This window comes from Sporosarcina sp. FA15 (genome assembly GCF_051550195.1).
GTDB lineage: Bacteria > Bacillota > Bacilli > Bacillales_A > Planococcaceae > Sporosarcina > Sporosarcina psychrophila.
Window position 1 is genome coordinate 1,646,406 of the sequence record NZ_CP188818.1, and the last position, 13,317, is coordinate 1,659,722.

Sequence of the window (13,317 nt, forward strand, 5' to 3'; positions counted from 1 at the left end):
TCAATTGCCATCCGTATTGCCTCCGTATAACGCCGTTAATTCTTCCTCTTTCATCGTAAAACGATGGCGTTCTGCCGGGAATGACCCATCTTTCACTGACGACACATACTTTTTCAAACCTTCATGGATAACTGTTCCAACATCCGCAAACGCCTCAACAAATTTCGGGACGTGATGACTGCCATACTTCACAGTGTCATGGTATACAAGCACTTGGCCATCCGTTCCCGCTCCTGCACCAATGCCGATTATTGGTATCGAAACTGCTGCAGCAACTTGTTCTCCGAGCTGATAAGGAATACATTCTAAGACGATCATAAATGCCCCTGCTGCTTCACATGCACGTGCATCATCTATAAGTTGCTGAGCCGCTTCCGCCGTCTTCCCTTGTACTTTATAACCGCCGACAACGGATGCCGACTGAGGCAATAGACCAAGATGTGCCACAATCGGAATTCCTGTTCCAGTTAGGAGGCGAATCGTATCGACCACGTTCCCTGCACCCTCAAGTTTTAATGCATTAGCACCTGTTTGTTGAAAAATGCGAACCGCATCTGTTAATGTTCTGTCTGCGCTGCCGTGATAAGAACCGAATGGCATGTCAACAACAAGAAACGTCTCCTTCGCCCCTCTTCTAGTCGCGCTGCCATGATGGATCATGTTTTCCGTGGTAACCGCAATTGTCGAATCATAGCCGAGAACGACCATGCCAAGTGAGTCACCCACGAGAATAATATCGACTCCCGCCTCCTCCGCAAGTTTTGCAGATGGATAATCATAAGCCGTCAGCATAACAATCTTTTCGTTAGCCTTTTTCATTTTGATAAAATCAACTGTGCTTTTCATAGTATTATTCCCCTCTCTTTGAGAAGAAACCGGATATAAAAACCCTTCTGCGCCAAAAATGGACAGAAGGGTTGTATCATCTTGTGATGGTTTCCTCCGTCCCTGTCTTTTAGTAAAGATCAAGGCAGATCATATTGAATTTAAGTTTACCGAAATTTCTAACAGGTGCAGTTCACACTAGATACCGCCCTTCGAAACTACTATAACAAATTGGAAGTTACATGTATAGCGATCAATTTGAAAGTTCGATATCTGCCGAATAGATACCTCGGATGGTACCATCATCAAGTTTAAGTTCGAGTACACCTTCTTCAGAGATACCGAGAGCTGTCCCGACAATCGTTTCATTGAGCATAACCGCTCGAATTCGTTTCCCAGTCGTATTAGAGTAGCCTTCCCATAACATCTTGATCGGCCCAAATCCGTGTTTAACATAGAGATCAGTATATATTTCAAGAAATCCAAGCGTTTTTGCGATCAATTGCGAACGATCAATGGGCTTCCCGGTTAGCATTTTTAGTGATGTAGCTATGCCTTGGAGTTCCTCCGGAAAATCCGATTCGTTCTGGTTAACGTTCATGCCAATCCCTAGAATGACTGCCTTTACTTGATCTGGATCTGCTTGAAGCTCCGTTAAAATACCCGTCACTTTTTTTCCCTTAATCAGGATATCATTCGGCCATTTAATATCTGGATCAATTCCTGTCATTTCCTGAATGGCACGTGTTACAGCGACCGCTGCAACTAACGTCATCTGTGGGGCTTGTTGTGGTGTTAGTGATGGCCGTGTAATTACACTCATCCAAATCCCTTTACCCGCTGTGGAGCTCCATGGACGCGCCATACGGCCTCTACCAGCAGTTTGTTCTTCCGCTATAACAACAGTTCCATCTGCCGCACCGTTCTGTTCTTCATCGTGCGCGATTAACTGCGTCGACTTACACGTTTCGTAATAATGGATGTGCTGACCATACTTTTTTGTTGTTAAATATTTTTGTACATTCGCTTCGTTCACCCGATCCGGTGATTCGATAAGATAATACCCTTTTTTTCGAATCGTCCCAATCACGTAGCCATCCTTTTCGAGCTCTTTTACGTATTTCCAAATGGCAGTCCTTGATAACCCGAATTGATCAGCAATTTCTTGTCCGGAGACGGGTTCGCCTTCTGCTTCGAACAGTCTTTTCAACAATTCATTTTTCACGATTGAATTCATATAGAAACCATTCCTTTATGTCGTTTGGATCATTTTTACATGTCCCGTGCAAGACGGCTTGTTCGATTTTCCCTATCCATTCACCGATCCATCTGCCGCCCTTTTGGCTTGTCCACTCCATCAGTTTTTTACCGTCTACAGAAAGATCTGCTATGGATTGAATCGGTAGTGACTGTTTCATCTTTTTAATTTCCGTAAATGAAATTGCTTCGACATTAGCGTGAATTGATCGAATCAATTTTTCAGTTGTAATCAAAGTAGCTAAATCATAATTGTAATAATCATCAAGCGTAAATTGACAATCCATTCGATTCGCATAAGCATCTTTTACGGTTGATAGAAATGTTCTTTCAACGTTTGATAATTTATACGCTCTTGCAACATCCGACGGTGAAAAGTTACCTACAATCATAAAACAAGCCCAACCTTCAACTGCCGATTCGAATGGCACAGTACGGTTGAGTTTTTCGGTGTCTGTTGGAAATAGAGGCAAATGTAAATTTAATCCTGTATTTTGTATGTTGTGAAAAGCTTTAACTACATAATCACCTGCAAATAATTTATCCATTTCAGCTTTTAGTCTTTCTACGGATATGTAACGAATTTGCGTAGCATTATCACGAATCGCTTTAAGTGTCTGTTCTTCTATATCAAAACCAAGGACAGCCGTAAAACGGATAGCCCTGAACATTCTGAGTGCATCTTCGTTAAACCGATCTGCTGCGTTTCCTACCGCTCTAATGATTCGTTCAGCCATATCTGCCTTACCGCCGAACAAATCGATTAGCTCACCATCTTTTGTCATTGCCAGCGCATTTATCGTGAAATCACGTCTCCGTAAATCTTCCTGTAAAGATTTGACGAAATGAACTTCATCCGGTCGACGATGATCTGTATACGTGCCTTCTGTCCGGTAAGTAGTCACTTCAATCGGTTCACCATTCATCAACACAAGGATCGTACCATGTGCTGTACCAATATCTACAGTTGTCGGAAATACTGCTTTTACTTCTTTAGGTTCCGCAGAAGTTGCAATGTCGATATCCGTCGCCGTTTTCCCTAAAAGGTGATCCCGTACCGCACCTCCGACAAAAACAGCTTCATATCCTGCATTTTCAAGGATATGGATAACTTCGCGGCTCGGCACGGTTCCGAATGATGTCGTCATTTATTACCCGCCACCTCATAATAAAGTTTTTCATACTGATTAACGATTGTAGATGAATGGAACTTGTCTGCCGCTGTTATCAGTCCGTTTTCCCTGAATGTAGCACGTAAGCCATCGTCTTTCAGTAGTAGCAACGCTTTTTGCGTTGCCGCATTTGTATCACCTACTTGGACAAGAAAACCGTTGACACCATCTTCAATCACTTCCGGAATTCCACCGACATCTGTCGCAACTGAAGGTAATCCGCAAGCGAGCGCTTCCAGCAGAACAAGGCCGAACGCCTCTTTTTCCGACAAATGAAACATGACATCGCTGATAGCTAGAAGTTCGGGTAAGTCATCCCGTTTTCCCGTGAAAATAACTTGAGCCTGCAAACCTAATTCCATAACGAGCGCTTCCATCTCCACTTTTTCAGGTCCGTCCCCGACAAGAAGCAGTTTTGCATCGATTTCTTTCAATACGCCCCTGAAACTTTCAATAATATCGGGAATTCGTTTCACTTTCCTGAAATTCGAAATATGGACAATCACTTTTTCATCCGACTTAATCCCAAAATCGCTTTTTAGTGTACCAGGATTGACCGGATGGTATTTGTTTTCATCGATGAAATTATAAATAGTTACCAGATCTTTTTTCGGTTGAATCAATTCCAATGTCTCTAATCGAAGCGATTCGGACACAGCTGTTGTAATCGTAGATTTATCGATTCCATAACGCACTGTGTTTCGCAGTCCCGGATCATGTCCAAGAATAGTTACATCTGTTCCATGTAGCGTCGTGATGACGCCAATCGTGGAATTCGCCATATCTTTACCAAGTGCAGCCGATACCGCGTGAGGTACAGCATAATGGACATGAAGAAGGTCAAGTTTTTCTGTCTCGATTACTTCCGCAATACGGTTGGCGAGCGCAATATCATAAGGTGGATATTTAAACACCGAGTAACCATCGATTTTCACTTCATGGAATTGTATATTTTGGTGTGCATCCAGAAATCTGAACGGTTTACTCGATGTGATGTAATGCATTTCATGGCCCTTATCTGCCATCATTTTTCCAAGCTCGGTTGCTACAACCCCGGACCCCCCTAGAGAGGGATAGCAGATTACACCGACTTTCAACTTTTCCAATAACAGTGCCCCTTTCGACTTACAGTACTATTTCCTCACTATTAGTCGATAATATTTTCAAGTCCATAAACCAAATCTAGACGTTCCATAACATTGTGTATCGCCATAAGAATCCCCGGCGCAAATGATTTTCGATCGAAAGAATCGTGGCGAATACTTAGCAATTCACCTTCGCCGCCAAGCAGCACTTGCTGATGTGCAAGTAGCCCCGGCAATCGGATGCTATGTATTTTCATACCTTCGAAATCCGCTCCACGTGCTCCGGCTTGATGTTCTTTTTCGTCTGGATGTCCTTGTCTATGTGAGTCCCTAACCTCGCTAATCATTTCAGCTGTTTTTACTGCCGTTCCTGATGGAGCATCGACTTTATTGTCATGATGCATTTCAAGTATTTCTATATCACCTAAGTAACGCGCTGCAATGGCCGAAAACTTCATCATCAATACCGCTCCGATTGAGAAGTTTGGCGCAATGATCCCACCAATCAGATTCTTAGCTGCTAAATCTGTCAAAAGGGCAATATTATCCTTAGAAAGCCCGGATGTCCCTACGACAGGTCGGATTCCAAGTGTGATGGCATCATGTACATTTTTGAAAACAGCATCTGGATCTGTAACGTCAAGAAGTACATCTGGCTTGTTGTCAGTTGCCAACTTTTCTAATGATGTATATATCGGGATCCCGCTCGCATCATCATTCACTTCAGTTCCATGTAAATACTGACCTTCATACTTATAATCGAGAACAGCAACCAGATCCATATTTGGAGCCTTCATAATCGCAGTTAACGCCGCGCTCCCCAATCTGCCTCGTGCTCCGGCAATTGCAACTTTTATTGTCATATCGTTTCCTCCTTTTTTGTCCAGCGGTCGGCATCCCGATCCTTGAATTTATCAAGAACTGTTGAAAGTGCCTTTTCCAAACTAATTCCCTGTGAATTGGCGAAACAAATAAGAACAAACAACAAATCTCCTGTTTCTTCTTCCAGTGATTTTATCGCCTCACTCGATTTTTTCTTTTTCATGCCATATACATGTTGTACTTCTCTCGACAATTCCCCAAGTTCTTCAGTCAACCTGGCAACCAGTTCCATCGGGGGGAAGTAACCTTCTTTAAAGCCGTTTATGTACAAATCTACTTCTTGTTGTAGTTTTTCCATCGTCTGCGATTGCTCCATTTGCGTCAACTCCCTCTACCATCGTATAAATTAATAACACTATTGTCAAAATAAAAATTATAGCTGATAATAGTTATATTGCTTGAAAAAGAAAGGTGTGCGCTACATGCTCGACGGGATCAAATTCAAAAATATTTTTTTCATCATTCTTGGCGCTGCAATTTTCAGTTTCGGTCTCGTCCATTTTAATATTCAAAACGAACTTGCCGAAGGTGGTTTTACAGGAATTACACTGATTCTCCTGTTCGCTTTCAAATGGGATCCAGCGATTATGAACCTCATTTTGAACATTCCAATGTTTATTATCGGTTGGAAACTATTGGGGAAAAAAGTATTTGTCTATACAGTCATTGGAACAATTGCTGTGTCTGTTTTCCTTAAAGTATTCATGATTTATCAAATTGATATCCATCTAAAAGACGATATGTTTCTTGTTGCCCTGTTCGCGGGTGTGTTTATCGGCATCGGGCTCGGTATCATTTTTAGATATGGCGGAACAACTGGTGGTGTAGATATTATCGCACGTCTTGCTCATAAATACATCGGTTGGAGTATGGGAAAGACAATGTTTCTATTCGACGCGCTTGTCATTCTCGTTTCATGGGCTGTCTATCTAGACCACCGCTCGATGATGTATACGCTTGTTGCGCTGTTTGTTGGCGCCCGCGTCATCGACTTCGTTCAAGAAGGCGCATACGCAGCTAGAGGTGCTTTCATCATCTCTGATAGCCAAGATGATATCGCAACGAAAATCACTGAAGAAATGGATCGTGGTGTAACTGTTTTCAGAGGATACGGTCATTTCACTAAATCTGATCGAGAAATTCTCTATTGTGTCGTCGGAAGAAATGAAATTGTTCGTTTGAAAAACATCATAACGTCAGTCGATCCGCATGCCTTCGTTTCACTCACCGATGTTCACGACGTAATGGGTGAAGGTTTTACGCTGGATGAACAAAAACAGCCGCTTGAGCGATAAGTAAAGCAGAAAGCGCAAAAGTCTTCATTTGGACTAGTATGTTTCCAGCTCGCTTTCGGCTAAACTAATCACGACAGTGTTACCGGGGCACAAGGGTGGCTAGCAGTGACTTCGTCACTACTAGCCACCCTCTTTTCTATAATCCTGTTCCGATTAGTTGCCTGTCGCGTACCTACAACGTTCGAGTGAATATTGAAGTTGCTTGCGAAATAAGAATAGATGACTTTCCACAGAAGTTACAGGTGCCCGAAGATACAATTTCGGGCACCTTTGCATTTTCTACAATGCGTGCCTTTCTTATTTTCAGTAAAATCACGCTTGTCCTCATGTGATTTCCTGTAGAGGTTAACGCTTCCTTAAAATAAAAAAAGAAAAACCATAGAGAAGGAGTGAGCAGCCCAAATTGTATCTTTTGCTGCTTTTATCCAGATAAGAAGCCGACTATTCTTTAACTCCAAAAAGCTTTAGCACTTCGTGTGCCTTTGGAAAGCGACGGATGAACGACCACCATACGATTACCGAGATATCTTAATCTATAGGAATCGTTCAATCCAAAGCTATCTAAATCAACTGTACTCGGAGCGCCTAGTGTTTGATTCAGTTGTTTTCTGGTTGCTTTTGGTTAATCAACCCGTGTGACTTTCTTTTCTACTAAATGTAACCGAAAAAAAATCCGTTCCTCAAAATATGAGGACGGATTTTTTATATTCTACTTAGTCTCTGCCCCTAAAAATCAGGATAAGACGAACCAGTTCAAGTACCGCAACAGCAGTTGCTGCGACATAAGTCATCGCCGCTGCGCTCAATACTTTTTTTGCACTTTTCTCTTCTTCATTGCGAATAATACCAAGTGTAACAATCTGATTCATCGCACGTGTAGATGCGTTAAACTCAACTGGTAATGTAACAACTTGAAACAGAACCCCGACTGCTAGTAGCGCGATACCGATTCCAAGCAAGGAATTCATGCTTGAGAAAATCACACCAATCATAATGAAAACCCAAGATGCATTGGAAGTGATGCTCGCAACTGGCGCTAAACGGTGACGGAAACGTAAAAATGAATAGGCTTCCTTATCCTGTATTGCATGACCAACTTCGTGTGCGGCAATTGCTGTACCTGCGACAGATGCCTCTCGGAAATTATGTGTGGATAACGCAATAACTTTCGTAATCGGATTATAATGATCAGTCAGAAATCCTTGGCTTTCAATCACTTGCACATTTTGTAACCCATTTTGGTCAAGGATAAGACGCGCGACCTCCGCACCTGTCATTCCAGATGTAGAACGCACTTTAGAGTACTTTTTGTATGTGCTTTTCACTTTGAATTGGGCATAAAGCGGCAATAGTATAATTGCACCCAAGTAAATCCAGAACATAGTCAACTTCCTCCCTTTTCTCTATATGACCTATTCTATAGCGGTCACACTTCATCCGCAACTATTTACTATTACCATATAACAGTTTTCGACCTCTTCTTCAATACCCAAAAAGCAAGTGAAATACAGGCAATCGATAACCAGAATGTAAAGTAACCAATATGATCCATATTCTTCATTAAATCATAATAGATTGGCATTTGCCCGTAAACGTAATCGATGACATCGTTATGAAGTGTCCAAACCGCCGCAATTGCAATATGGACAAATGAAAACCTATACAACGGACTGTATAATACTGCCTGAAGCGCCATCGCGAAATGCGAACCGATAAGCATCCAGCCCATCCAGCCGATTGAACCTGTCTCGACAAGCGTCAATAGATTCATGACGACCGCCCAAAGTCCGTATTTTACAAGCGTTATAAGCGCAAGCGCTTCGATTAACTTAAAGTTCCTACCGATTAGCCAACCGATGATGGCAAGTGTGAAAAACAAACTGGCCGTAGGACTGTCTGGCACAAAAATCCAAAACTTTGGCTCCGTAATTTTAAGTTGCCACATATACCAATCATAGCCGAACACCGTTCCACTCAAGTTAATAAATAACAGAATCCAAAGAAATGATTTATGAGAAAGCACGAGCCAAATTTTCTGTATAAATAAACCCATGGACACCTCTCCAAAATAACTTAATATGTATCAATAAAAGCGTAAGCGCGTGTTACAAATAAAAACAATCTAAGTGCGCCATTTCCTGTGACAACAGCTGCATGATCTACATCCTATGGACTATCCGAGTCTATATGTGCTGAAGTCTGGACGTGGACTATCATCTCTCCTAGATTACCCACTAACCTCGAACTTTATTGTTTCCTAAGTAATAAAAAAAGAGTCAGTTTCCTGACTCTTTTTTGTTACTAGTTTTTCAAGCCTTCAATAAACTCGGCAAGTATTTGTAAATCTTCATCTGAGCCATCCCATTGTCCAGGAGGCATATCGCCTACTCCATCGTGAGAAATTGTCACAATTTCATCAGCAGTAAGTCCTGTATTTATTAAGGGCTTACCTAGTCCACCCTGGAATGCATCACCGTGACAACCAATACAGCTCGCTCCAGCGTAGATTTGATAACCTTCAGATTCAGTGTCGAATTCAACTTCTTCGACAATCGCACCTTGTATTTTCTGTTTATCCCAATCATGGTTCACGTATGATTCCCATGTCAAGTAGAACAAAGCTGCGAATGAAAGAAGCATGAATGCAGTAGGTAGCGGACGTTTAAACGGACGGCGCTCCTTTGTAGTATCCATAAATGGAACAAGCATCAGGGCACCCATTGCAAGACCTGGCATGATAATAGCACCAATAATATTAAACGGTCCTGAAGCAAATTGATACTTTAACAATTGATACATAGATAGGAAATACCAGTCTGGAACCGGCATATACATCGTATCCGTCGGGTCCGCTTGACGTTCAAGCGGGGACGGATGAGCAACTGTCAATATTAAATATCCAATAAGGAAAACTGCACCAATCAGCCATTCCTTCAAGAGGAAGTTTGGCCAGAATGCTTCCGTTTTACCCGGATATTCTGAGTAATCTTTCGGGACGTTCGGCATCTTGTTATTAGCCTTAATGCGCGAATCTCCGACAAATTTCATCCCTTTTCCGCGGTGCATAATGTCCCCTCCTTATTAATTTCATTGGACGCCAGTCAATCTTATAGCGGTCCTGAAATACCTTGTCTTCTGATCATGATAAAGTGTGCTGCAAGCAACCCAAGCAAAGCAGCCGGTAAGAAGAATACATGAATCGCGAAGAAACGTGTTAGTGTTTGTGCACCAAGAATCGTTGAGTCTCCTGCAAGGAGAACTTTAATTGATTCACCGATGAACGGGACGGAAGCCGCAATTTCGATTCCTACTTTCGTAGCAAACAATGCTTTCATATCCCATGGCAGTAGATAACCAGTGAAACCAAGGCCAAGCATGACCATGAAGATCAATACTCCGACAACCCAGTTAAGTTCACGTGGTTTCTTATAAGAGCCCGTAAAGAATACACGCAGCGTATGTAGGAACATCATAACGATAACCAGTGACGCTCCCCAGTGATGCATCCCACGCACAATTTCACCGAATGCTACTTCATTTTGAAGGTAATAAACGGATTTCCATGCATTTTCAATGTCCGGTGTGTAATACATTGTAAGGAACATACCAGAAAGAATCTGGATGACAGTGATAAAGAATGTCAGTCCTCCGAAACAATAGATGAATGCAGAAAAGTGATGTGCAGGGTTTACGTGCTCAGGTACTTCGTGGTCAGCGATATCGCGCCAAATCGGGGTGATATCCAACCGTTCGTCAACCCAATCATAAATTTTATTTAGCACTTCGGTCGTACCCCCTTACATTTTTAAACTAATGTGTTCGGTTTTGTTTTTCCAAGATACACGAATCCGCCTTCGAGTTTAACATCAAATTCGTCAAGTGGTCCAAGCGGTGGCGTTCCTTTTACGTTGTCGCCATTTTTCATATAACGTCCTGCGTGACATGGACAGAAAAATTGGTCTGGATGCTTTTCATCGCCGCCCCAGTTCACTGTACAACCAAGGTGTTTGCAGACAGGGGAAAGCGCGATAACCGTATCGCCTTCTTTATAAACCCACGCAGTGTTTGACACGTCAGATTTATACCAGGCATCCTTACGATCTTTGATAGTGAAATCGACACGAACCGGTATTTCCGATAGCTCGTCCACTTTGTATTGAGTATGGATGAAGTCACCTTCCTCTTTCGTCTGCAAGACAGGGTCGATTGCAAAACGGACCATTGGCATCAACATACCTGACGCCATGAATCCACCAACACCCATAAGTGTATAACTCATGAATTGGCGTCTTGACACTTTCTTGCTCATTAATTTCCCTCCTCTTACTTAAAGGTCAGTCCAACGGACATTCTTTTGCTAATTGTAATACTAGGACATATCTATGATATATCAATACTAAAGGAAATTCAATCCTGCTTTCCGAACAGATGTAAGTTTGTGAACAAATATCGAATTTTACTGCTCCGACCATTTTTCCGTGAAGCGTGGTAAAACCTGTCGAAGCTGATCTTCAATAATTGTTTTTCTTAATGGTGGATCCATGCTTTCCAGCGGAATTGACGGTAACCAGATCACTTCACCATCTACTCTAAGGCTTGTCCACGTAACATCAGTCGTCAAGAAAAATACATGTTTAAATGGTGCCGCCGCAAAATCCCGAGACAGTGTTGCAGCCAGCTCCGTCAGATCCATTGACTGCGTATAAGCAAATGGTGGCATTAGCATCATACGCCCTTTGAATTGCGTTTCGATGAAAGTCGTAAGATGCATCAGAAACTCTGAAGATGACGCGCTGGTTTTCATATTCCCCGGCACAGTCTCTACTTTAAGTAAGGGTACTATAAGTGTATCGATATATTCTTTCTGTTGCAAATATGTATCCATATCTTGTGCAGTCCAGTTCATTGCAAAATTACCTCCTTGAAAAATCAATAAAGAACTCCACCAAATTGGGCGGAGTTGTTAGTTCTTCGATACCTTCATGTCATTCAACAGCGCAGATAATGCGATAAACCGTTCCTTATCGTTTGTATCGAGGGCCTCATCAACCCTTTTCATAAGCATATCAACGGTCATTAAAGCAGCACTTTCCTCCAGTAATTGTTCTGCAATTTCCCGATCGCCTTCACTTACCTGTAAATAATCCGGAAGAAAAGGATTTTCCTCACGAACACTCGCATATTCTGGGCAAGAGTGGCTGTTCGAAAAATTTAATTGTATATACATCTTATCATCTGGATGAAGTCTTAAGTCATGAAATGACTTCTCGGCATCAGCAGTCATTAAGTTCCCTTTATAAAAACGAAACGGAATGCTCTCCGAACCCGTTGTTGACATCACCATCGCCCTTGGACAGTAATGTGCTTCATCCGTAAAGTGGACGTTTTGCAGAAGCTGTTCGTGGCTTAGAAGGTAATTCAAAATCCACACACATTCACGGCGCTTCAATTTGTAGCGCTTTAAGAACCATCGCACAAAGTCCTTTTTAGCAGCGACAGGAACCATGGCCGTCATGTCACACCTCCTCGTCATTTTGTGCTTCCAGATAAGCTCTCCAATTCTCATCGTCAGGGTCAAGTTCAACCAATTCCTTGACTATTTTGAGGGCTTCATCACGTTTTCCTTCTTCAATCAGGAATTTCGCGAAGTTTCCAAGAAAACTGTGGTCATCCTTCATCCCAATATATGCCTTACCATAGGATGTGTATGCATCTTCATATTGTTCTTCACGTTCATATGCATAGGCCATAAACGCATCCAATAAAGGTATGTCAACTTGATTATCTTGTGAGTACGTAAGTAGATCGAGCAACTCAGGGCTCTGTTCTCTCTCATTGTACAGCGAGGCAAGCGTAATAAGTGCTTCAATGTATTCTGGATCGAGTGCCAATGCTTCTTTCAAATGTTCTTCTGCTTTTTCTGGAATACCTAATTTCAATGCTGATTTCCCAGCGGTCAATTGCAGTTCCTTATCAAATTCGTCCCTGCGGATTCCATCTTTGAACATATCGTATGCTCTTTGATCATCACCTAAAACTGACAAAGACTGTCCTGCCAGCATATAAGCAGAAAAGTAATCTGGATCCATTTCAATTAAATCGTCTAGCAATGTGACTGCTTTTTCTGCATTGCCACTTTGGAAGTAAGCAAATGCCGCCCCGAAAAGTGTATCTGGCAAGGCGTTATCCTGTAGCATTTCTTCGTAGTAAGGTATTGCTTCTTCATAAGCAGCACCAGCGCTATATGTTTCCGCAAGTCTTGAAACAATACGAATGCCGCCAATTTCTTCCGTTTCATCATTCAAATCAAGATACATCCGTGTAGCCTCTCCGTACTTCCCAGAATCAAGGAGCAATTCCGCATACGCAAACCGAATGACGGGCTCATCAGGTACAAGTTCATGAGCTTCCTTAATCTTCGCAAGAGCTGCTTCCGCCATTCCGGACATCTGATAATAATCCGCTAACGCTAAAAGGGCTTGGACATATTCTTCGTCGTCCGGCCCCACATCCGTGAGAAGAAGAAGCGCTTCGTCCTCTTCCCCGAGCTCCAGTAATGTACCGGCGCGATCAATTTTCAACTGGGCTTCATCCGGTAAATGAAGGCGCAACGTTTCAAAAAGGCGATCAGCCTCCCCCATAAATCCATAACTAGCAAATAAATCTGCCGCTTCATAGAGCAAATCGAAATCGGTCGACCCCGTTAACTGATCGATAACACCGGTGAGTACTTCTACATCACCTTCTAAAATAGTTCGTTCAATTTCTTCTAACTGTCCCATATTTTCACCTGAACTTTCA

15 protein-coding genes are annotated in these 13,317 nt (G+C 42.4%); 1 reads left to right on the plus strand and 14 read right to left on the minus strand.

Annotated elements, in window-relative coordinates:
- The 6 genes from panB to ACP8HG_RS08010 all read right to left on the minus strand — a co-directional run bounded on the left by panB (position 1) and on the right by ACP8HG_RS08010 (position 5,537).
- Positions 1-846, minus strand: a complete 846-nt coding sequence (gene panB, locus ACP8HG_RS07985) for a 3-methyl-2-oxobutanoate hydroxymethyltransferase (protein ID WP_438298464.1) — start codon at positions 844-846, stop codon at positions 1-3.
- 232 nt (positions 847-1,078) lie between these two features.
- The gene (locus ACP8HG_RS07990; RefSeq protein ID WP_067210327.1) at positions 1,079-2,062 is read right to left on the minus strand and encodes a biotin--[acetyl-CoA-carboxylase] ligase; all 984 of its coding nucleotides are present in this window, start codon (positions 2,060-2,062) and stop codon (positions 1,079-1,081) included.
- Positions 2,040-3,230 carry a CCA tRNA nucleotidyltransferase gene (locus ACP8HG_RS07995; protein ID WP_338656375.1) on the minus strand — a complete coding sequence of 397 codons (1,191 nt, stop codon included), beginning with the start codon at positions 3,228-3,230 and terminating at the stop codon, positions 2,040-2,042. Before ACP8HG_RS07995 ends, ACP8HG_RS07990 begins: the two co-directional genes overlap by 23 nt.
- Entirely contained in the window at positions 3,227-4,360 is a 1,134-nt protein-coding gene (bshA, locus tag ACP8HG_RS08000; protein ID WP_338656373.1) for an N-acetyl-alpha-D-glucosaminyl L-malate synthase BshA, read from the minus strand. Before bshA ends, ACP8HG_RS07995 begins: the two co-directional genes overlap by 4 nt.
- Before the next feature lie 41 nt (positions 4,361-4,401).
- Positions 4,402-5,202 carry a 4-hydroxy-tetrahydrodipicolinate reductase gene (gene dapB / locus ACP8HG_RS08005; RefSeq protein WP_438298465.1) on the minus strand — a complete coding sequence of 267 codons (801 nt, stop codon included), beginning with the start codon at positions 5,200-5,202 and terminating at the stop codon, positions 4,402-4,404.
- On the minus strand, positions 5,199-5,537 hold the full coding sequence (locus ACP8HG_RS08010) for a nucleotide pyrophosphohydrolase (RefSeq protein ID WP_067210336.1): 339 nt from the start codon (positions 5,535-5,537) through the stop codon (positions 5,199-5,201). Before ACP8HG_RS08010 ends, dapB begins: the two co-directional genes overlap by 4 nt.
- 106 nt (positions 5,538-5,643) lie before the next feature.
- On the opposite strand from ACP8HG_RS08010, the gene ACP8HG_RS08015 reads away from it, so the two are divergent.
- Positions 5,644-6,516, plus strand: a complete 873-nt coding sequence (locus ACP8HG_RS08015; protein WP_067210339.1) for a YitT family protein — start codon at positions 5,644-5,646, stop codon at positions 6,514-6,516.
- A 713-nt stretch (positions 6,517-7,229) separates the two neighbouring features.
- On the opposite strand, the gene ACP8HG_RS08020 is transcribed toward ACP8HG_RS08015, so the two are convergent.
- The 8 genes from ACP8HG_RS08020 to ACP8HG_RS08055 all read right to left on the minus strand — a co-directional run bounded on the left by ACP8HG_RS08020 (position 7,230) and on the right by ACP8HG_RS08055 (position 13,298).
- Entirely contained in the window at positions 7,230-7,898 is a 669-nt protein-coding gene (locus tag ACP8HG_RS08020) for a zinc metallopeptidase (RefSeq protein ID WP_067210340.1), read from the minus strand.
- Between the two features lie 71 nt (positions 7,899-7,969).
- The gene (locus tag ACP8HG_RS08025) at positions 7,970-8,569 is read right to left on the minus strand and encodes a DUF1405 domain-containing protein (protein ID WP_438298466.1); all 600 of its coding nucleotides are present in this window, start codon (positions 8,567-8,569) and stop codon (positions 7,970-7,972) included.
- A gap of 248 nt (positions 8,570-8,817) precedes the next feature.
- A complete protein-coding gene (locus ACP8HG_RS08030) occupies positions 8,818-9,582 on the minus strand; it encodes a menaquinol-cytochrome c reductase cytochrome b/c subunit (RefSeq protein ID WP_187045123.1) in 765 nt (254 codons plus the stop codon).
- Between the two features lie 41 nt (positions 9,583-9,623).
- The gene (gene qcrB / locus ACP8HG_RS08035; RefSeq protein ID WP_067210348.1) at positions 9,624-10,298 is read right to left on the minus strand and encodes a menaquinol-cytochrome c reductase cytochrome b subunit; all 675 of its coding nucleotides are present in this window, start codon (positions 10,296-10,298) and stop codon (positions 9,624-9,626) included.
- A gap of 23 nt (positions 10,299-10,321) precedes the next feature.
- Positions 10,322-10,825: a ubiquinol-cytochrome c reductase iron-sulfur subunit gene (locus tag ACP8HG_RS08040; RefSeq protein ID WP_187045124.1), complete on the minus strand. Its 504-nt coding sequence runs from the start codon at positions 10,823-10,825 to the stop codon at positions 10,322-10,324.
- 147 nt (positions 10,826-10,972) lie between these two features.
- The gene (locus ACP8HG_RS08045; protein WP_187045125.1) at positions 10,973-11,422 is read right to left on the minus strand and encodes a YpiF family protein; all 450 of its coding nucleotides are present in this window, start codon (positions 11,420-11,422) and stop codon (positions 10,973-10,975) included.
- A 57-nt stretch (positions 11,423-11,479) separates the two neighbouring features.
- The gene (locus ACP8HG_RS08050; RefSeq protein ID WP_187045126.1) at positions 11,480-12,031 is read right to left on the minus strand and encodes a ReoY family proteolytic degradation factor; all 552 of its coding nucleotides are present in this window, start codon (positions 12,029-12,031) and stop codon (positions 11,480-11,482) included.
- 1 nt (position 12,032) lies between these two features.
- Positions 12,033-13,298, minus strand: a complete 1,266-nt coding sequence (locus tag ACP8HG_RS08055) for a tetratricopeptide repeat protein (RefSeq protein ID WP_067210357.1) — start codon at positions 13,296-13,298, stop codon at positions 12,033-12,035.
- Positions 13,299-13,317 lie beyond the last annotated feature (19 nt).

Bases quoted from the DNA above. Each gene is read 5' to 3' on its own strand.
- ACP8HG_RS08030 (WP_187045123.1), bottom strand. From the start codon at position 9,582: ATGCACCGCGGAAAAGGGATGAAATTTGTCGGAGATTCGCGCATTAAG.
- ACP8HG_RS07995 (WP_338656375.1), bottom strand. From the start codon at position 3,230: ATGACGACATCATTCGGAACCGTGCCGAGCCGCGAAGTTATCCATATC.
- ACP8HG_RS08045 (WP_187045125.1), bottom strand. From the start codon at position 11,422: ATGAACTGGACTGCACAAGATATGGATACATATTTGCAACAGAAAGAA.
- dapB (WP_438298465.1), bottom strand. From the start codon at position 5,202: ATGACAATAAAAGTTGCAATTGCCGGAGCACGAGGCAGATTGGGGAGC.
- ACP8HG_RS08055 (WP_067210357.1), bottom strand. From the start codon at position 13,298: ATGGGACAGTTAGAAGAAATTGAACGAACTATTTTAGAAGGTGATGTA.
- panB (WP_438298464.1), bottom strand. From the start codon at position 846: ATGAAAAGCACAGTTGATTTTATCAAAATGAAAAAGGCTAACGAAAAG.
- ACP8HG_RS08040 (WP_187045124.1), bottom strand. From the start codon at position 10,825: ATGAGCAAGAAAGTGTCAAGACGCCAATTCATGAGTTATACACTTATG.
- ACP8HG_RS08050 (WP_187045126.1), bottom strand. From the start codon at position 12,031: ATGACGGCCATGGTTCCTGTCGCTGCTAAAAAGGACTTTGTGCGATGG.
- ACP8HG_RS08010 (WP_067210336.1), bottom strand. From the start codon at position 5,537: ATGGAGCAATCGCAGACGATGGAAAAACTACAACAAGAAGTAGATTTG.
- ACP8HG_RS07990 (WP_067210327.1), bottom strand. From the start codon at position 2,062: ATGAATTCAATCGTGAAAAATGAATTGTTGAAAAGACTGTTCGAAGCA.
- ACP8HG_RS08020 (WP_067210340.1), bottom strand. From the start codon at position 7,898: ATGTTCTGGATTTACTTGGGTGCAATTATACTATTGCCGCTTTATGCC.
- ACP8HG_RS08025 (WP_438298466.1), bottom strand. From the start codon at position 8,569: ATGGGTTTATTTATACAGAAAATTTGGCTCGTGCTTTCTCATAAATCA.
- ACP8HG_RS08015 (WP_067210339.1), top strand. From the start codon at position 5,644: ATGCTCGACGGGATCAAATTCAAAAATATTTTTTTCATCATTCTTGGC.